Annotated in this window: 17 protein-coding genes; 6 read left to right on the top strand and 11 right to left on the bottom strand. The window is 49.2% G+C overall.

The annotated features are described in order from the left end of the window. Positions 1-9: 9 nt before the first annotated feature. Positions 10-573 (top strand): Crp/Fnr family transcriptional regulator, encoded by a 564-nt coding sequence (locus ACZ483_RS01745; protein WP_464324454.1) that lies wholly within the window; start codon positions 10-12, stop codon positions 571-573. A gap of 119 nt (positions 574-692) precedes the next feature. Here ACZ483_RS01745 and gltX read toward each other — a convergent pair whose 3' ends face one another. Continuing rightward, positions 693-2,108 (bottom strand): glutamate--tRNA ligase, encoded by a 1,416-nt coding sequence (gene gltX, locus ACZ483_RS01740; protein WP_464324453.1) that lies wholly within the window; start codon positions 2,106-2,108, stop codon positions 693-695. A 52-nt stretch (positions 2,109-2,160) separates the two neighbouring features. Here gltX and ACZ483_RS01735 point away from each other — a divergent pair, with 52 nt between their 5' ends. Beyond that, positions 2,161-2,361, top strand: a complete 201-nt coding sequence (locus ACZ483_RS01735; RefSeq protein WP_464324452.1) for a hypothetical protein — start codon at positions 2,161-2,163, stop codon at positions 2,359-2,361. Here ACZ483_RS01735 and ACZ483_RS01730 read toward each other — a convergent pair. The 3 genes from ACZ483_RS01730 to ACZ483_RS01720 form a co-directional block, all read right to left on the bottom strand. Further along, positions 2,332-3,774 (bottom strand): RtcB family protein, encoded by a 1,443-nt coding sequence (locus ACZ483_RS01730; RefSeq protein ID WP_464324451.1) that lies wholly within the window; start codon positions 3,772-3,774, stop codon positions 2,332-2,334. The two genes, ACZ483_RS01735 and ACZ483_RS01730, sit on opposite strands and share 30 nt — an antisense overlap. Positions 3,775-3,801: 27 nt before the next feature. Next, positions 3,802-5,001, bottom strand: a complete 1,200-nt coding sequence (locus tag ACZ483_RS01725) for a dicarboxylate/amino acid:cation symporter (RefSeq protein ID WP_464324450.1) — start codon at positions 4,999-5,001, stop codon at positions 3,802-3,804. Between the two features lie 169 nt (positions 5,002-5,170). Then, positions 5,171-6,445: a DUF7948 domain-containing protein gene (locus ACZ483_RS01720; RefSeq protein ID WP_464324449.1), complete on the bottom strand. Its 1,275-nt coding sequence runs from the start codon at positions 6,443-6,445 to the stop codon at positions 5,171-5,173. 40 nt (positions 6,446-6,485) lie between these two features. Here ACZ483_RS01720 and ACZ483_RS01715 point away from each other — a divergent pair, with 40 nt between their 5' ends. The 3 genes from ACZ483_RS01715 to recR are packed head-to-tail and all read left to right on the top strand — an operon-like array spanning position 6,486 to position 7,979. Continuing rightward, the gene (locus ACZ483_RS01715; RefSeq protein WP_464324448.1) at positions 6,486-7,079 is read left to right on the top strand and encodes a CDP-alcohol phosphatidyltransferase family protein; all 594 of its coding nucleotides are present in this window, start codon (positions 6,486-6,488) and stop codon (positions 7,077-7,079) included. After that, the gene (locus ACZ483_RS01710; RefSeq protein WP_464324447.1) at positions 7,076-7,381 is read left to right on the top strand and encodes a YbaB/EbfC family nucleoid-associated protein; all 306 of its coding nucleotides are present in this window, start codon (positions 7,076-7,078) and stop codon (positions 7,379-7,381) included. The genes ACZ483_RS01715 and ACZ483_RS01710 overlap by 4 nt, the downstream gene beginning before the upstream one ends. Then, positions 7,371-7,979, top strand: coding sequence for a recombination mediator RecR (gene recR / locus ACZ483_RS01705; RefSeq protein ID WP_464324446.1), 609 nt, complete (start codon positions 7,371-7,373; stop codon positions 7,977-7,979). Before ACZ483_RS01710 ends, recR begins: the two co-directional genes overlap by 11 nt. On the opposite strand, the gene ACZ483_RS01700 is transcribed toward recR, so the two are convergent. Further along, a complete protein-coding gene (locus tag ACZ483_RS01700; protein WP_464324445.1) occupies positions 7,910-8,716 on the bottom strand; it encodes a ChaN family lipoprotein in 807 nt (268 codons plus the stop codon). The genes recR and ACZ483_RS01700 overlap by 70 nt on opposite strands. A 13-nt stretch (positions 8,717-8,729) precedes the next feature. Between ACZ483_RS01700 and bioD the strand changes: the two genes are divergently transcribed. Next, entirely contained in the window at positions 8,730-9,383 is a 654-nt protein-coding gene (bioD, locus tag ACZ483_RS01695) for a dethiobiotin synthase (RefSeq protein ID WP_464324444.1), read from the top strand. On the opposite strand, the gene ACZ483_RS01690 is transcribed toward bioD, so the two are convergent. The 6 genes from ACZ483_RS01690 to hemN form a co-directional block, all read right to left on the bottom strand. Continuing rightward, positions 9,360-11,087, bottom strand: a complete 1,728-nt coding sequence (locus tag ACZ483_RS01690; protein WP_464324443.1) for a peptidoglycan D,D-transpeptidase FtsI family protein — start codon at positions 11,085-11,087, stop codon at positions 9,360-9,362. The two genes, bioD and ACZ483_RS01690, sit on opposite strands and share 24 nt — an antisense overlap. Before the next feature lie 12 nt (positions 11,088-11,099). Continuing rightward, complete coding sequence (locus ACZ483_RS01685) at positions 11,100-12,215, bottom strand: radical SAM protein (protein ID WP_464324442.1); 1,116 nt, start codon at positions 12,213-12,215, stop codon at positions 11,100-11,102. Positions 12,216-12,441: 226 nt separating this feature from the next. Beyond that, positions 12,442-15,945, bottom strand: coding sequence for a DNA polymerase III subunit alpha (dnaE, locus tag ACZ483_RS01680; RefSeq protein WP_464324441.1), 3,504 nt, complete (start codon positions 15,943-15,945; stop codon positions 12,442-12,444). A gap of 96 nt (positions 15,946-16,041) precedes the next feature. Continuing rightward, the gene (locus tag ACZ483_RS01675; protein WP_464324440.1) at positions 16,042-17,310 is read right to left on the bottom strand and encodes a hemolysin family protein; all 1,269 of its coding nucleotides are present in this window, start codon (positions 17,308-17,310) and stop codon (positions 16,042-16,044) included. Next, the gene (locus ACZ483_RS01670) at positions 17,279-18,199 is read right to left on the bottom strand and encodes an oligopeptide/dipeptide ABC transporter ATP-binding protein (protein WP_464324439.1); all 921 of its coding nucleotides are present in this window, start codon (positions 18,197-18,199) and stop codon (positions 17,279-17,281) included. The genes ACZ483_RS01675 and ACZ483_RS01670 overlap by 32 nt, the downstream gene beginning before the upstream one ends. Continuing rightward, positions 18,196-19,566, bottom strand: coding sequence for an oxygen-independent coproporphyrinogen III oxidase (gene hemN, locus ACZ483_RS01665; RefSeq protein WP_464324438.1), 1,371 nt, complete (start codon positions 19,564-19,566; stop codon positions 18,196-18,198). Before hemN ends, ACZ483_RS01670 begins: the two co-directional genes overlap by 4 nt. Positions 19,567-19,568 lie beyond the last annotated feature (2 nt).

Genomic DNA, 19,568 nt, shown 5'->3' with positions numbered 1-19,568 from the left:
TTTTCCCGTATGGGGGAGACGGGGAAGATAGCGGATTTTCTAAAAAAAAGTGTTCTCTTTCAAAACCTACCAGAGAGGGATCTGAAGAAGATATCCCTCAGCTTCAAGCTGATCGATTTACCGGCGGGAGAGATCCTCTTTTACGAAAAGGAACCGAGCAGCGATATGTACATAGTTTTGGAAGGGAAGGTGAGGGCTTCGCTTTTCGATGAGCAGGGAAACGAGCTTGTCCTTGCAGAACTCGGACCGGGGAAGTTCATCGGCGAGATGGGTATGATAGACGAGCTTCCGCGGTCTGCCACCGTCATAGCGGAGGAGAACACAAGGCTTGCGGTCCTTAGCAGGAAAGTCCTCTACAGGATGATAAGGGAGAACCCGGACATCGGCATAAACGTTATAAAAGCTCTCGTTGCAAGGCTCAGGAGAACGGACGACATGGTTGAGGCTCTCGCCTTCAGGAACGTTGAGAGCAAGATAGTGAAGTTTCTATTAGAGGTGGGGAAGGAGAAGGGGGAGACGGAGGGAGGAAAGTACAAGGTCAGGAAGATGACCCATAGAGATCTTGCAGCGTGAGTTGGCTCCTCAAGAGAGGCAGTAACGAAGGCTCTGAAGACCCTTAGCTTTAAGGGAGTGATAGAAGATATAGGAAACTTCTGGCTTATCTCCCCCGACGCCGAGGAGGGTATAGATCCTTAACTGATCCTCTTAAGAACCCTCTCTATCCTGTATATCACCCTCTCCTTCGGCAGGGTGGATAGAAGGACGTCTATGCCAACACCCTCCAGCTGACCCGTGAGGGCTATCCTGAGGGAATGCCATATCTCCTTGGGCTTCACGCCAAGTTCCTTCTGGATCTCCTTTGCGAGGGCTTTTACCTCTTCGGGAGTGTTTAGCTCCCTGTTCCTAAGCTTCTCCACAAAGGCGGACAGGACCTCGAAGCTCCTCATGTCCTCGAGGTAAGATAGCATCTCTTCGGGTATATCGAACTCGTCCACGAAGAAGGGCTTTAGCTTGTGAACCATCTCCTTAAAGGTCTCGTAGGCGTCCCTCGTCCTCTCGAGGACCTTCCTGACATAAGCCTCGTCCTCCACCTCATAACCCGCTTCCCTGAGGAAGGGAAGAGCCACCTCGTAGAGCCTATCTAAAGATATAACTTCCCTTATATATACACCGTTCATCCACCTTAGCTTCTCCCTGTTGAAGACCGCAGGCGCAGAGTTCACATCTTTCAGGTCAAAGAGTTCAATGAGTTCCTCTTTTGAGAAGATCTCCCTATCGGAGTCCGGCGGGGACCAACCCAAGAGGCAGAGGTAGTTGAAGAGGGCTTCTGGAAGGTAACCCTCCTCTCTGTAGTTCATCACAGAGACGGCTCCATGCCTCTTGGAGAGCTTGCTCCTGTCCTCCCCGAGGATAACCGGTAGGTGGGCGAACTTGGGAACCTCGAAGCCAAGGGCTCTATATATGAGTATCTGCTTTGGAGTGTTGGGTATGTGATCTTCTCCCCTGACCACGTGAGTTATACCCATGAGTGCGTCGTCCACCACAACCACAAAGTTGTAAGTAGGGGATCCGTCACTTCTAACTATCACGAAGTCCCCAAAGTCGTCCACGTTTATGGATATAGGTCCCTTTACGAGGTCCTCAAATACTACCATCTCCCCGTCGGGAACCCTGAACCTTATCGCATAGGATATTCCCCTTCTCTTTCTCTCCTCTACCTCTTCTCTGGAGAGAACCCTGCACTTCCCTGAATACCTGTAGGCTATACCCTTCCTTTGAGCCTCTTCTCTCTCCCTTTCCAGCTCTTCAGGTGTACAGAAGCAGGGGTAGGCGTGACCACTCTCGATGAGCTTTTCCACATACTCCCTGTATATATCGAACCTCTCGGACTGCCTGTAGAACTCGTCCCACTCCAAACCGAGCCACTCGAGGTCCCTTAGGAGCATCTCCTCGTACTCTCTCTTCGATCTCTCCCTGTCGGTGTCTTCTATCCTGAGAACGAACTTACCTCTGTGATGCCGGGCTAAGAGATAACTGAAGATCGCCGTCCTCGCGTTCCCTAAGTGAAGGAATCCCGTCGGACTCGGAGCGAACCTCGTTTTAACCATGATCTCTATTATATGTGAGGCTCCGTCCGATAAATAAAATATTATGCGGGGTATGAAGATCTTTAAGAAGTACAGAAACAACTGGAAGGAGTTAATACTGCCAACCGACAGGGATTGGATAGACCCCTCTGCTCTACTCTTGGCCCTGAAGGTTAGAAAGGAATGTCCGATAGGTCAGAGTGCCTACACGGCGAGGGAGAGACTCACCAAGGACATAGGAAGATTATCCCTTAAGGGTTCCAAGGGGCTTTAACCTGACGACCATCTTGGCTATACCAAGGTCGTGAATGACTCTAACAACCTCCGAAACATCTTTGTAAGCCTGCGGAATCTCCTCCATTATCGTTCCTTTCCCCCGTGCGACTACGGTGAGTCCAGCTATCACCTTTTCAAGACCCTGCTCTTTAACGAACTTCTTCGCCTGTCTTCTTGACATCACCCTGCCGGCACCGTGGCACGCCGTTCCGAAGCTTTTCTCCATCGATTCGGGCTGGCCAACGAGCAGGTAGGAGGCTCTCCCCATATCGCCAGGAATTATGACGGGTTGACCTATCTCTCTGTAAGCTGGAGGAACCTCGGGGTTGTGGGGAGGGAAGGCTCGCGTTGCCCCCTTCCTGTGAACTACCACCCTCTTTAGTTTGTTCCCTACCTTATGCTCCTCTATCTTCGCTATGTTATGGGCGTGGTCGTATATAAGCCTGTATCCGAATTCCTCCCAGGAGAGTCCGAGAAACCTCCTTACCGTGTTCGCCGTCTTGAAGCCAAGGATCTGTCTGTTGGCAAAAGCGTAGTTGGCTGCTGCGCACATAGCCTTGAAATAGTCCTGTCCTTCGTTGGATAGGAAGGGCATGCAGGCGAGCTGAGGGTCAGGGAGCTCTATACCGTACTTTGTAAGAACTCTGACGGCAACCTTCAGGTAATCAGTACAGACCTGATGACCGAAGCCCCTTGAGCCCGAGTGAACCATTATAGTGACCTGTCCTTCGTGGAGTCCGAGCCTCTGGGCCACCTCCTCGTCGTAGATCTCTTCCACCATTTGAACTTCTACGAAGTGGTTTCCCGATCCCACCGTTCCGAGCTCATCAGATCCCCTCTCGTAAGCTTCCTTGGAAGCCTTTGAAGGATCTGCATCCGGCAGAGCTCCAAAGCTCTCTATGTGTTCGAGATCCTCCTCGAAACCAAAGCCATGCTCGACCGCCCACCTCGCTCCCTTTATAAGAACCTCCTCCATGCTCGATTTAGAGAGTTTTATATCACCTGTAGATCCCACGCCTGCGGGAACGTTCTTAAGGACCTCCTCCATTATCTCCCTTATCTTCGGAGCTACCTCCTTGGTGTGGAGGTTGGTAGCGATGAGCCTCACCCCACAGTTTATGTCATAACCCACACTTCCGGGGCTTATTATTCCTGTCTCTGTATCGGTTGCCATTACACCTCCGACAGGGAAGCCGTAGCCTACATGAACGTCGGGCATGACATATACGGCCTTCTGAACGCCCCTCAGCGTCGCCGCGTTAGCTGCCTGTCTTATCGCATCCTCTTCTAAAAGCTCGAAGAGGGCATCGCTTATGTATAGAATTACCGGGACCCTCTGCCCTTCCACCGTCCCCTTCGGGAGCTCCCACACGAGCTCTCCTTTCCTAACAAGTTGCTCTTTCAGTCCCATCTCTCACCCCCTCATAATAAAGATCTTTCATCTAACGAACCTGTCTATAATCTTGGCACCGTTGAGATCACCCCAAACGTTCACCGCTGTCCTGAGCATATCTAAGAAACGATCCACCGCTATTATAAGACCTATACCCTCTAAGGGCACACCTATGGAGCTCAGAACGAGAGTAAGCATGATAAGTCCGGCTCCCGGTATAGCGGCTGCTCCTATGGAGGCGAGGGTGGCCGTCAGGAAGATCATGAGCATCTGGGAGAAACCGAGCTCCACACCGTAAACGTTAGCTATGAAGACGGCAGCGACGGACTCGTAGAGGGCAGTTCCGTCCATGTTTATCGTGGCTCCAAGGGGAAGGACGAAGCCGGCGGTTTCCTTACGCACACCTCCCTTCTCCTCAGCAACCTTCATTGATACCGGCAGAGTAGCAGCGCTGGAAGCGGTGGAGAAGGCGAGAAGGGGAGCTTCCCTGACCTTGAGAAAGTACTTGTAGGGGTTATATCTCCCGAATATAAAACCGAGGGCAGGTAGGGTTATTAGGGCGTGTATCAGGAGACCGAGTAGGACCGTAAGGGCATACTTCCAGAGGGAAAGCAAAACCTCTATACCCATATCGGCGACCATAAAGCTCACGAGAGAGAGGACACCTACGGGAGTTAATTTCACTATCCAGCCCGTTAGGTTTATCAACCCGTCATTGACTCCGTCGAAGAGGTTAAAGACGTGTCTCATCTTCTCCTTGTTTATAGCCAAGGTGGCGAGACCGAGGAGGACTGAAAAGAAGATTATCTGGAGGACCTTCCCTTCCACAAAGCTCCTGACGGGATTGGTGGGAACTATATTCCATATCACGTCCTCAATGCTCAACTTCTTCAGCTCGCCTATTTCCTTCCCGTGGTGGACGATCTCGTTTCCCTTCCCCGGTTCGAGAAGATTCACAAGGATAAGCCCTGTAAGGACGGAGAGGCTCGTCGTCGCCACGTAGTAAACTATGGTCCTCACACCCATATCCTTGAATCTCGATATATCCCCCAGTCCGAGCATAGCTATGAAGACGGAGGTGAAGACAAGGGGAACTATGATCATTCTCAGGAGGGCGAGGAAGATATCTCCCACTATCTTGAAGTCCTTCACTACCTCAGGGAGGTATATCCCTGCGACAATGCCGAGCAAAACGCCTGCAAGGGTTAGGTTTTCTACACTCAAAGCCTTCCACGTTGGTTTCATTTAGATCCTCCGCTTTGTGATATTGCCTTCTGACACACTTAACGGATTTTAATATGAAAATGCTGTTCTCAGTAAACAAGAGGATAATGTCCCGCTCCTTCAAATTCTTGCCAGACCACTTCTTCTATATTTGATGTCTAAAAAGACCCGTTGGACCAGGGCTGAAGAGTTAAGCCCTTCTAAACCTTCTCAACATTACGAAAGCTAATACTAAGAACCACGCGAGGAGGTTTACAAGAGGTGCTCCTGATGCCATAGAACATCCTCCACTAGTGGTCCCAGAAGAAAGATCCTTAACCAACTTTGATACAAATACATCATAGATTCCACCGTTGTAGCTTGTATCGTAAGCGCCAGTTGTTGTGGGAAAGTCTGATGAAGCGGTAAATCCGGCCACGTAAACGTTCCCTGAACCATCTATGGTAATTGCATAAACCTGATCATTACGATTTCCGCCCAAGTAAGTAGATGCGAGAAGATATGAGAGGTCATTATTTAATTTTGATACAAATGCATCAAAGCTACCGTTGTGGCTTGTATCGTAAGCGCCAGTTGTTGTGGGAAAGTCTGACGAAGAGGTGTATCCGGCCACGTAAACGTTCCCTGAACCATCTATGGTAATTGCATAAACCTGATCATCACCATTTCCGCCCAAGTAAGTAGATGCAAGCAATGGATCTATAATTACGGGTTTTGTTCTATCATACTTTCCGAGTCTGAAACCATATTCTTTCTCTGAAACCTTCACATAGGATACTTCAACGTATTTCCTCTTACCGTTTACTTCCTGATATGCTACAGGCTTTGTAAAGCTCACTTCCCCAAGATCTGTTTTTAAAATCAGCTTTCCGTCCTTTCCTACTTCTATCCCCTTTACACCTTCAAGTTTAATCCTTATCCGCTTCGGATCCGCTCCGGGCTTAACATAAAACAGCTTCTCCACATTGTTCCCGTAAGCTCTTAATCTAACCTCTATTCCCTCATAAACCTCACCGATGCTTACAGTTCTATAGGTATTTAGATTTCTCTTCCACTTCTTGGGATCTTTCCCTTTAAATATATTCACCTTTGTTACGCTTTTCTCAACTCCTCTTATATTAAACCCTTTTGCTCCGACCAGCTTTTCTCTGAAGGCTACCCCCTTCTTTATAGCAGGTTTATTGCCCTTAGCTGACTTTTCTTCAATTTTCGGCAGACTATAGACTATATCTCCGTCCTTCGTCAGGAATACGGTTCCTCCGAAGGTCTTTGCGTAAAAGAGAACCTTATCTGAGTGCTGTCCCCTGTTCTCTATAAAAGGAATTGAAAGTTTCGAAAGCTTAGCCTTCTGCTCCTCGGTCAGAAAATGCCGGTTTTCCATATTGACCTTTCCTAAAACAACGCTTGAGAATATCATGAAGAAGAAAAGCACTGCCCAGAAATAAAAGAGACCTGCTTTTCTCATGATCCACCTCCTAAACTTTATGTTTTATATAATACCAGTAATGAGTTTCGTTAGCCGTGAGTTCAAACCTTACTTCGAGAGGTCGCTCTATCCGATCGTGGATTTTTTAGCCGACAGGGGAGTGCACCCCAACCTGATAACCTTAGCCGGTTTCCTCCTGATAGCCCTTGGCTCTCTATTTCTCTATTATGGAGCGAACCTTATAGCCCTCCTCTTACTGAGTGTAGGAGCCCTCCTTGATGCGATAGACGGAGCGGTCGCCCGTAGGAGGGGTCTCGAATCGGAGTTCGGAGCCTTCTTAGACTCCACAGTGGACAGGTTTTCCGACGCCATGCCCTTCTTAGCCTTAGGGTTGATGTACTCTAATTTGGGAGAACTCGCCGGTGTTGGGCTCTCCTTCCTCGCCCTCTTAGGATCCTACGGCGTAAGCTACACGAGGGCAAGGGCTGAATCCCTCGGTGTTTACGGAATAGGTGGTGTCTTCGAGAGGACCGAGAGGTGGATAACACTCCTCTTAGGAGTTATACTCGACCTTATACCTTTGGCGTTGTTGATAATCTTCCTCGGAGGTATGGCAACTACCTTCCAGAGGATATACGAGGTTAGGAAGAACCTCGGCAGGAGGTACTTATGAACATATACGACATGATGAAGCAGCTCAAGAACCTCCAGCAGGGTTTTGAGGAAGTTAAAGAGAGCCTCAGGCTCAAGAAGGAGATCTTGGAGAGAGAAGGTGTGGAGATAGTCTTCAACGGTCTCGGAGAGATCGTAAATATAGAGATAAAAGATGAGGAACTAAAAAAGGATTGGGCTAAGCTGAAGCCTATCCTTCTCGAATTGATAAATCAAGCCCAGTCTATATCGAGGGACATAGCGAAGGAGGAGTTCAATAAAAGGTTCGGAGGTCTCTTGGGAGGCTTGGGACTTGGCTTTTGAGGATATATTTCCCAAACCCCTGAAGGAAGCCCTTGAATTCGTTCAGAGGATTCCAACCTACGGAGAGAGAGGGGCGAGCAGGCTCGTTTACAACCTTCTCAAGTTATCTAAAGAGGAGAGACTCGAGGTCGTAGATAAACTCAGGATTGCTGGGGATGAGCTGAGACCCTGCAGGGAGTGCTACCTCCTCACGGACAGAGAACTGTGCGCTATCTGTTCCAGCCCTAAGAGGAGTAAGAGATTTATATGCGTTGTGGAGGAATCTCAGGACGCCTACGCCATAGAAAAGCTCGAGAGGTATAAGGGAGTTTACCACGTCCTTCAGGGAAGGATAGCACCCTTGGAGGGAATATCGCCTCAGGATCTCACCGTAGACAGACTCCTTGAGAGGATAGGTAGGGGAAACGTGAAGGAGGTTATAGTTGCCACGAACCCCAACGCCGAAGGGGAGGCTACCGCCAACTACCTTATGAAGCTTATTAAGGAAAGGTTCCCTTCCGTAAAGGTGTCGAGGGTCTCTTACGGACTTCAGTTCGGATCGCTCTTGGAGTTCGTTGACGAGCTATCCTTGGAAAAGTCCTTCGAAAACAGGAAGTAAACTTCGTCCTTATCGACATATAGAACCGACTGAGAGATCTCTCCTATGAGGAAGTTCACCCTCTCGGGTATGCCGTAGCCTCTCCAAACGTGCCCGCTTCCCACTATGACCACGAGCTTCTTTTCTGGATTGCCGAGGGCGAGCTTCACCACCCTGTACGCCATTCCCGTGTCCCACGTAAGCTGTATATCAAAGAAGGTTTTCGCATCGCTGTTCTTATGCTTTCCTAAAGCCTTTTCCAAGAACTGCCTGTGTTTCTCCCTTATCGGCATTATCCTTCTCGGAAGGTAGCGGCTCTTAATATTCTCCAATCCCCTCTCCCTAACTTCCCTAAGGAGTTCCGTGGGGACGTTGAGGGCGTATATTGGGATTTCTCTTTCCCTTGCAAACCTCCATATAGGGGCGTAGAGCTCAGGGTCAAACCTCCACCTTCTTCTGTACTCCGTTCTCCTGAGCATCTCTTTCTCTTCAATCTCACCATTTACGTACTCATCGAGAGCATCTTGGAAGGGCTGCTGAAAGGCTTCCATAAGTATAAGGAGATCGTGACCCCTCTCGGAAAGGTCCTTGATTATCCTAAGCTGAAGATCGTGGACGTCCTTCCTGTTGTGGATCTCGCCTAAGTAAATTATTCTCGATCTTTCCATATCCCTAAGTATGTCTTCATACTTTGTCTCCTTGAAGAAGAGGAAATTTGAAGCGAAGGCTATGAAGGGTAAAAGGATCAGAAGAACCATTAATATATACTACATGCAAGCCTTCCTGGTCACCGGAACCGATACGGGTGTAGGAAAGACCTTCATAACTTACAACCTCGCCTTGGCTCTTAAGGAGAGAGGAGTCAGGGTCGGTTGCTTCAAGCCTGTGGAGACCTACGTGAAAGATGTTCCCGAAGACGGGTTTTTACTCTCCAAAGCTACTGGACAGGATGTGGATGAGATAGTTCCGGTAAGATTTAGCCTCCCCCTTTCGCCTTACGCCGCTATTGTCGAGGAAGGAAAGGACTTTTCCCTTGAAGATCTAAGGATGAAGTTCGAGGAGCTCACTAAAAAGTACGAGATCCTTCTTATAGAGGGTGCCGGGGGCATAGCCGTGCCTGTAAAGAGGAGCTATACCTATGGGGATCTCGCAAGAGATTGGAGTCTGCCTGTGATAATAGTTGCCAGAGCCGGTCTCGGAACCCTGAATCACACCTTTTTAACATGGTTTTACGTCCGATCCCTTGGGCTTAAGATCGTAGGAGTTGTGATGAACGGCTTCACCGGGAAGGATCCGTCCGAAAGGACCAATCCGAGGATAGTTGAGGAGATGACAGGTATCAAACCGGTTGAGATTCCGAAGATGCCCGGTCTGGAACTCCCGGAAGAGCTCAGAGCTAAGTTACTTCACCTTGTCGGGCTTTAGCCCGTAATAGAAGGCTATCTGTTCCGCGAGCTTTTTAAAATAAGGGGCGCTGACTACACCTCCGTAAAGGTATTTGCCTCTCGGCTCGTCCACGACTATAACCGCAACGAACCTCGGGTCCGACGCCGGGAAGAAGCCTGCAAAGTAGGTAACCACCTTATCCTTCGAGTACTTTCCCGTCTTGAAATCAAACTTCTGAGAGGTTCCTGTCTTTCCTGCTATGGTGAAGTACTTAGATTTTGCCCGTTTTCCTGTCCCCCGCTCTACAACTTCTGTAAGGGCTCCTCTTATCCATCTGAGAGTCCTATCGGAGAACGTTTTTTCCCCTATAATCTCCCTTTCCGCCCTGTAAACCACCTTCCCTTCAGCGGATACTATCTCCTTAACTATATGGGGCTTCAATATCTTACCCGTGGCAAGACCTCCGAACGCGACAGCAATATTCAGCGTGTTGAAGGCTATTCCCTGCCCTATGGCGGAGTAAAGTAGATTCGCCGGATAGTTGAAATCTGGTATCTGAGGATTTGCTTCGCCTGGGAAAACCCCGAATTTCCTATCAAGATGAAACCTTTTCAGGAGTTCTTCCACGTCTTCCTTCCTTAGATGAGAGGCTACCTTTATGGTTCCAACGTTGGATGATTGAACCAGGACGTCTTTCAATCTTATCCTGCCCAGCCTCTTTATATCTCTGACATGCCTGTCGAATACCTTTATCCTTCCCTTTCCCGTGTCTACAATAGTTTTAGTAGATACGTATCCTTTTTCGAGAGCCATGCCTACGAAGAAGGGCTTCATTATGGATCCGGGTTCGAAAACGTCCGTGACGGCGAAGTTCCTTCTCTTCTCAGGGGAGTAATCGCCGAACCTGTTGGGATCGAAGTAGGGATAGGTTGCGAGACCGACTATGTATCCGTTGGATAGATCCATGACAAGTATAGATACCTTCTTGGGCCTCCACTTCTTAACTATCTCGTCCCTTATTCTCTCGATTATGCTCTGAACACTTAAATCGAGAGTTAGGAGTACGTCCCTTTCCTTTCCAAGGAGTCCTGCGAGAGGATGAAGGTATATCTTTCCAAGCCCTCCGTTCAGATACATTAGAGCGGTTGCAAAGCCTCCTCCCAAGTGGGCGTTGAGGAGGTACTCCATGCCCTCGAGCCCTGTCCCGTCTACGCCTACAAATCCTACAGTGTTCGAAGCGATCGTCCTGTTAGGATAAATCCTTACATACTCCTCCTGCAAACCCACGTATCTGGAGTTTTCGGTCTTTTTTATCAGATCCTTCAGTTCTTCCTTCAAGGATATATCTAATCCAGAGAGTATCTTTAACGGTTTTCCTTTTCCCTCCTTTATCCTTTTCCACAAAAGTTTTTCGGATACACCAGATATGGAGGCAAGACCTCTTATGAAATCCTCTTTCTTCTTTATCAGCTCAGGGTCTGGATGAACGTAAACAGATAGGGTGGGTACGCTCAGGGCTATCTCCCTCCCGATCTGATCCTTTATACTCCCCCGGTAAAGGGGTATCCTTATGGGATAGATTCTGTCGAATCTATCTTTTATCTCCCTCGCTATGTCGCTTCCTATAGTTACTTGGAGATCGAGGATCCTAAGAGAGACAACAAGAAGAGCCAGGAGGAAGGAGAAGAGTATTAGATTTAACTTGCTAACAAACTTTCTTCTACCTTCCCAGCTCGGACCCAACTCAAGAGTATTTTACTGGTATCTGAATACGCTCGGATTAAGAACGTCCGGATAAGCCGTCTCCATCTCGTAATCGAAGAGCTGTTTCCTGATATTCTTGAGATCGTTCTTGTTGGGCTTGAAGGGATAGCTCTTTATGTCGGAGACAGAACTGTCACCAAAAGGCCTGTTACAGGCTACCTCTGTAGTCTTACCCCTACATCCGGCGGTCATGAAAGGTTTGCCACTCCAGAATATTTCTTCAAAAACCTCTTTAGAGACGCCCCAGTCGATTATCTGTCCTTTCTCGTTGAACTTCATATCCTCGTATCTCGAGAGCCCATTATCTATAAGATACCTTGCCATTTGAACTCTTCTATACTGGGGTGCGGGGCAGGGTTTCTCCTTCTCCATAAGGGATCCCTCCTCGGGCCAGAAGGAGAAGAGGTGAGTTCTCGCCCCCAGATCTCTAACCTTTTGGATGGTTTCTACCATCTCCTGCTCCGTTTCACCAAGACCGACTATGAGGTGGCACCCGGCGTAGCCGTCTCCCATCACCTCGGCACACCACTCCAAGACTTCCCAGTAAGTTTCCCATCTGTGGGGGCTATTCATCGGCCTTCCCCTGAGCCTGTCGAAGATCTCCGGTGTTGCCGCATCAAGAGCCACCGTGAGGGTATCCGCCCCAAGCTTTTTGTAATCCTCTATATCTTCGTAGGTCTGACCTGTTGCGTTCATAAGTATGGAGACGAAAAGCTGATCTCCCAACTCCTCGATAACTCTCTTCAGGACGTACTTTGTGTCCCTTATCGATCTCGGATGGGTTATCTGAGATATACAAAGACGCTCGGCGTGACCTACCTGCTTGGTTCTCTCTATGATATCTTCGAGCTTTACCGTGGGCCACTCGACCCTTATAAAGTTCTTCTTTGAATACTCCATGTCTCTTGCCTTCTGAAGACCACAGTAAGCACAGGTGGCATGACATCCAGAGGGATACGTAAGGAGCGTATTTATACAGCTCAACTTGGTATTTCTATAAAATTGCCCCGGAATAAGCCCGAGAGTCATAGCTGCTGCCCAGCTTATCTGAAGATATTCGGGGCTTTCCTTCTGCTCGGTGAGTTGCTCAAGGGCGATCTTATCCATTCCTTTACCTCCCGGCGGATTATTGAAAAGATTATATAACCTGTGATCTCGGAAGGGTATAAGAATAACGACCCAAAGGTAAAGATCACCGAAGATGCTAACTTTGCAAGAGCGGTTTGGCTCTATCTCAGAGGCACGTCTTTGAGAGATGTTCTCAAAATACACCTATGTACTGTAGGTTTACGTAGATGAGGCAAAGATCGAAACCTTTACGTCTATGAATTTTTCACATAACCGTTTGAACTCTTAGCTTCCTCGAGAGAACATTTATGAGTTCGGGTGATGGTTTTACTCTGAAGTCCGGAGGAGCCTGTAAAACAGCGGTGAACTCCTCGTCTCTTATCTCAAAGGTTATCTGAGCTCCTTCTCTGTCTTTGAACTTCTCCAGTATTTCCTTCAACTTTTCTAACTTCCCGTTCATAACGTCCCTCTTTCTGAGCACGAGGGTGATATAGCCGTTACCGTTTTTAGCAACCTCCTCTGGCGGAACTACCTCGGAAACAATCACTTTTAAGCTTTCCGTTTCAAGATCCTCGTCGAGATTTCCCTTAAGAAGGACTACAGAATCCTCCTTCAACTTTTCCCTGTTTTCCTCAAAAACCTCTGGAAATACTACGCACTTGACCATACCGGTCCTGTCTATAAGGTTGAAGACCGCCATGTAGTTCCCATTTTTCGTTTTCTTAACTTGGAGAGAAGACACGACACCCGCTAAGGTCACGGTCTGACCCCTTTCGAGGTTCTCAATCTCTTCTATAGGTGTGTACTTTCCTCTCAAAAGCCTGTCGAACTTATCTAAGGGATGACCTGAAATGTAGAAGCCTATGACCTCTTTTTCCATCCTCAAGAGGTCGTTTATATCGAGCTTCCTCTTCTTGGTGGAACCTCCAAATAGGGAGTTCTGGGCTATTGAAGCCATATTCTTACCGGAGGATCTCACTTTTTCCAGTAGCTCATCCCTCTTCATACCGGTGAAGTCAAAGGCTCCCGCCTTTATCAGAGCCTCTATAACCCTCTTGTTCACCTTCCTACCATCGACCCGCGTGACGAAGTCCTGAATTCCCCTGAAATCCCTGTTTTTCCTCGCTTCGACAATAGCCTTAGCTGCTTCCTCCCCCACACCTTTTATCCTTCCTATACCGAACCTTATCTCCCTTTCTCCCTCTATTTTGAAACCTACGTCGCTCCTGTTTATATCCGGAATCAGGATATGAAACCCCATGAGCTTAGAGTCCTTTATTAGGTTTATGAACTTGTTGTCGTTCTTTTCCGTGGTGAGCTTCACCGCGAAGAACTCTGCTGGGTAGTGAGCCTTCATATAGGCGGTCCAGTAGGAGATGTATCCGTAGGCTACAGAGTGGGATTTGTTGAAGGAGTAGGAAGCGAACTTCTCTATATCCTCCCAGAGCTTCCTTATCCTGTCCTCCGGAAAACCCCTCTCCACCGATCCCCTTATGAACTTTTCCCTCATCTGCTCCATTAGATCCTTCTTCTTCTTCCCTATAGCCTTCCTGAGGGTGTCCGCCTCTCCCGGTGTGAAGCCGGCGAGGATTTGGGACATCTTCATCACCTGCTCCTGATAGACGATCACACCGTAGGTTTCTTTTAGGATCTCTTCGAGCTCCGGGAAGGGGTATTCAACCGGTTCCTTTCCGTGCTTCCTGTTTATGTACCTGTCCACGAGACCGCTCTTCAGTGGTCCGGGTCTGTAGAGGGCTAAGACCGCAACGATGTCGTCGAAGTTGTCGGGCTTGAGTCTCTTCAGAAGCTCCTTCATACCCCTGCTCTCTAATTGAAAAACTCCCGTGGTGTTCCCCTCCTGAAGAAGCTCGAAAACCTTGGGATCGTCCATCGGGAGGCTGAGGAAGTCCACGTCTATTCCCCTCCTCTCCTTAACGAGATCTCTCATGGCTTTTAGTTCCGTGAGTGTCTTCAGACCCAAGAAGTCCATCTTGAGGAGTCCGAGCTCCTCGAGCTTCGTCATGTCGTACTGGGTCGCCACCGCTCCATCCCGATCGTAGTAGAGGGGTATGAGTTCGGAAAGAGGCTGAGGAGCTATAACGACGCCTGCGGCGTGGAGGGAGGTGTGGCGGGTGAGTCCCTCGAGCCTCAGAGCTATCTGGACGAGTTTGTCTATCTCAGGACTCTCTTTACAGAGCTTCCTGAACCTGTTTACGTTGTCCTCTATGTCCCCCCTGTGGGACCCGTAGCGTTCCTTTAGAACCTCCATGGGGGTTGAGTACATCTCCTCAAGGGAGAGCCACGTTCCCTGAACGTCCCCCTGAGGTATTAGCTTGGCGAGCTGGTCGGCGGTTGAGTAAGGGAGTCCGAGGGCTCTGGCGACGTCTCTGAGGGTCTGTTTCGCCTTCATGACGTTGTAGGTTATGATCTGGGCTACGTTCTCCCTCCCGTACTTCTCTTTAACGTACTCTATAACCTCGTCCCTCTTCTCCTGACAGAAGTCCACGTCTATGTCGGGCATAGAGACCCTCTCGGGGTTCAGAAATCTCTCAAAGAGAAGTCCGTGCTTTATAGGATCCACGTCCGTTATACCTATGGAGTAGGCCACCAAGGATCCCGCCGCCGATCCCCTTCCGGGACCTACGGGTATTCCCCTACCCTTAGCCCAGTTTATGAAGTCCTGAACTATCAAAAAGTATCCCGCAAAGCCCATCCTGTTTATAACATCCAGCTCGAACTCTAACCTCTCCCAGTATTCCTTGGAGTCCTTAGCCTGTCCCTTGGCTATTCTCTGTTTTAAACCCCTTATGGCGAGATCCCTGAGATGCTCTTCTAAGGTTCTATCCGGAGGGACGTCATATTTGGGAAGAAGGTACTTCGTGTTTTCAAATATCTCAAAGCTATCTGCGGTCTTCTCCATAACCTCTAAGGTGTTCAGGAGAGCCTCCTCCCATCCGTCGAACTTACCCTCGAACTTCCTCCATACCTCTTGGGGAGAGGCAAAGTGGAGTCCGTCGTTGGCGCATCTGAAGTTCCCCTTGGTAAGGTCGTGGATCGTCTTCTTCATCTGAATAGCCATCAGAACGGTGTGGGCTTCCCTGTCCTCGGGGTTGAGGTAGTGGGAGTCGTTGGTCGCTATGAGCTTGACCCTGTACTTTTTTGCTATCTCTATCAGGTTTCGGTTTGCAGTCGCTTGCTCCTCAAGATCGTTCGCCTGTAGCTCCAAGTAAAGGTCGTTCCCGAATATGTCCTTGAACTTCTTAACCCACTCCTTAGCCTTATCAACTTCGTTTATGGAGGCGTAGTAGGTGGGAACTCCCTTGAGGCACGCGGTCAGGGCTATGAGTCCCTTCCCGTACTTTTCCAAAAGCTCGTAGTCTATCCTCGGCTTGTAGTAGAAGCCCTCCTTGTAAGCTAAGGTGGAGAGCTTCATGAGGTTCTTGAGACCATCGTCGTCCTTGGCTATGAGTATGAGATGGTGGTTGTACTTGTCGGTTATGTTGTCCTCGCTACCCTTCGTTCTCCTGTCGAACCTTGACCCAGTAGTAAAGTAGGCTTCCATACCTATTATGGGCTTTATATTTTCTGCCTTCAGAGCCCTATAGAAGTGAAGGGAGCCGAAAAGGTTTCCGTGATCGGATACACCCACAGCCCTGTATCCAAACTCCTTCGCCTTCCTTACAAGATCTTCTATCTTTATGGCGCCGTCCAATAGAGAGTATTGGGTGTGAAGGTGAAGGTGGACGAAGTCCTTAACCCCCTCTCTCATCGTTTTCAAATATTACGGCCCCGCTCCCTCAAGCCTTTACGACGAATTAGTCAGGTATTTCTTGATCTTCCGATCGGAGATGTAAGTTCATGTAGTCTATGCCTTTTCTTCGGCTCTCTTCAGAACCTTGACTATCACCTCTTTCACACGGTTCTTCTCCACGTCCCCTATTATGAACTTGAAACCGTCATACTCGAACTCATCCCCCTTCTGGGGTATCTTCTCCAAGTTAGCCATCACAAAGCCGCTCACCGTGTCGTAGTCGTACTCCTCGGGAAGCTCGAAGCCGAGCCTCTCCGCAACCTCCTCTATGTCTGCAGAGCCATCTATTTTGTACATATCCGAGGAGAGCTTCTTTATCTCTTCTTCCTCCTCCCACTCCTCTGGAACCTCTCCAACGAGCCACCTGAGTATGTCGTACATGGTCACAAGTCCCGAAACCGCTCCGTGCTCATCAACCACTATCGCCATCTGGGTTTTAGCTTTCCTCAGTTCCTGAAGAAGGCTCCCTACAGTCATGACCTCCGGAACGAAGAGGGCTTCCTCTCTGAACTCCCTCAGAGTTCTCCCGGCGTTCTTGCTTATAGGGAGGAGGCTCTTTACATGAACTATCCCGGTTATATCGTCGAGCCTCTCCTTGTAGATCGGTATTCTGCTGTGTCCGTGCTTCCTTATCTCTCCTAAGACCTCTCCGACTTTGGAGTCTTCGGGAAGGGCGAATATGTCGGGTCTTGGGGTCATTATCTCCCTAACGAGAACCTCGTCCATCTCGAAGACCTTCTCCACCATTTCCCTCTCGTCCTCGGAGAACTCCCCGGACTCTATACCCATCTCCAAGATCCCTAAGAGTCTTTCCTCCGAGAGCTCAAACTCCTCCTTCTCTGTCTCTACACCAAGCCTTCTGAGTATTCCCTCCACGGGTGTGAACAGGAAGAACCTGACAGGGGTTATGAGTGCGTGGAATAGGTAAAAAACGGGAGCGTAGATAAGGGAGAGCCTGTCGGCGAGGGGTAGGACCGCGTTCTTGGGAAGGGTCTCCCCGAAGATAAATATCAGAAAGGACATCAGGACCGCGGAGATAAAGGCTCCCTCCCTTCCGAACATATCCGTAAAGAGCTTGGCTCCGTAGGAGGATATTAGGACGTTCACCACCTCGTTACCTATGAGTATGGAGACGAGAACCTCCTTGGGTTTCGAGAGGAGCTTTATCAGGAAGGGGTAGAACCTGCTCTTGGAGTACTTCATCAGGATGGGTCTGCTTACGCTGAAGAAGACCACCTCCGAGGAGGCGAAGAAACCGGAGGCGAAGAGTAAGAAAACGAAGACGAGGAAGTCAGTATAGGTTGCAGTAAACGATCCTTCCATTCAGTTCAGACCTCCTGACGCTTTTCGAGCACTCTTCCGTATAGTCGGAACAACGGGGTGCGAAGGGACACCCTTCCTTTGGTATCTCATACTCCACCTCTGTAAAGCTGTCCTCCTTCCTCATCTTCGGATGCCTGACGGGAACGTTGCTCAGGAGAAATTTCGTATAGGGATGCATGGGCTTTTCGAGAACGTCCTTCTTCTTCCCCAGCTCCATGAGTGCACCTCCGTAGATCACCGCCACCCTGTCCGCTATCTTCTCTATCACCCTTATATCGTGGGTTATGAAGAGGAAGGCTATACCTTCCTCTTTCAGGGACATGAAGAGCCTGAGTATTTCCCACTGAACGGAGACGTCGAGGGAGGCAGTGGGCTCGTCTGCAACTATCAGGCTCGGCTTGAGGACTATAGCCCTCGCTATTGCTACCCTCTGTCTCTGCCCTCCCGAAAGATCATCGGGTTTTCTCTTAAGAAACTCCTCTGGAAGCTGAACCCTCGAGAGGGCTTCCCTTACCCTCTCCTTTCTATTCTTGATCCCGTGAACTATCAGAGGCTCCTCCACTATCTCCTCCACTTTCATCCTCGGGTTCAGGGAGTTCCTCGGATCCTGAAACACCACCGCCACCTCTTTTGTGTACTCCTTTCCGAGAGAGAATATGTCCCTTCCTGAAAAGAAAATTTCGCCTTCAGAAGGTCTTTCGAGCCTGAGGATCACCTTACCGAGGGTCGTTTTTCCAGAGCCTGACTCTCCCACCACTCCGAGTATCTCGGATCTTCTTACGGAGAGGCTCACTCCTCTGAGGGCGTAAAAGGGTTCCTTCTTGAAGAGACCCTTCCTGACCGGGTAAACCTTGCTTACCTCCCTGACCTCTAAGAGCGCTTCCATCATATAGTTTTGGAGAACCTGAGCTCCTTCTTTGTTTTCAAGTAAACATCGAAAACCATAGCTACGTTCCTTATCAAGAGCCTACCTACGGGGAGTATGTCTATACGCCCTTCTCCTATCCTTATAAGTCCGTCCTCCTCGAGCTCCCTGAGCTCCTCCAACTCCTCGGAGAAGTAGTCCTCAAACTTTATCCCGAACATATCCTCTATCTTTTTGAAGCTCACACCGAGGTTGCACATGATGTCCATTATCACCTCTCTCCTTATAAAGTCGTCCTCGTTCAGGATGTAGCCTCTGTAGGTGGGTAGCCTCCCCTCATCTATGGAGAGGTTGTACTCCCTAAGAGTCTTGTAGTTCTGGAAGTAGGAGTCGTAGAGCATACCTATGGAAGTCGCTCCGAAGCCTATGAGTTCCACCCCCTTCCTCGTGGTGTAACCCTGGAAGTTCCTCCAGAGCTTTCCTTCCCTCTGGGCAACCGCAAGCTCATCTTCGGGCTTGGCGAAGTGATCCATTCCGATGTAGACGTAGCCCGCGTCCTGAAACTCCTCTATCACCATTTCAAGAATAGAGAGCTTTTCCTCCGCCGAAGGTAGGGTCTCAGGGTCTATGTGCTTCTGTATAGGCTTCACCCAAGGAACGTAGGCGAAGCTGTAAACCGCTATCCTGTCGGGACCAAGCTCTATCACCTTCTCAACGGTCTTCTTAAAGCTCTCCCTGCTCTGGTAGGGAAGTCCGTAAATCAGGTCTATGTTTATGCTTTCGAAGCCGAGATCCCTGAGCTTCTTCATCATAGACTCCATAAGCTCGTAAGGCTGGATCCTGTTTATCGCCCTCTGAACCCTTTCGTCGAGATCCTGAAGACCCATGCTTATCCGGTTGAAGCCTACCTCCCTTATCACCTTGAGCTGTTCGTCGGTCGCGTACCTCGGATCTATCTCTATGCTGACCTCCGCATCATCGGAGAAGTCGAACCTCTTCCTTATCTCCTCCATGAACTCCTTTATCTCGTCGGGCTCCAAATAGTTGGGAGTTCCCCCGCCCCAGTGGAGTTGCTCCACCTTCCTCTCCCTGTCCAGGAGGGGAGAGACCATGTCCATCTCCCTGTAAACCCTGTCGAGATAAGGTTTTTCTATCCCTTTCCTGTGGGAGATGATGATGTTGCACCCGCAGTAATAACAACCGCTCTCACAGAAGGGAATGTGAAAATACAGGGAGAGGGGTGTCTTTCTCTCGTTGCTCTCTATGAGCTTTCTCCTGTAGTCCTCCGCCGTAACCTCTTCGGTGAACTCTGTTGCGGGGGGATAGCTCGTGTACCTCGGACCGGGACGGTCGTACTTCTTTATAAGCTCTCTGTCAAATATCGTTCTCATGA

The sequence above is a fragment of the Hydrogenivirga okinawensis genome (genome assembly GCF_055385515.1).
This window is presented reverse-complemented; position numbering and strand designations above follow the sequence as displayed.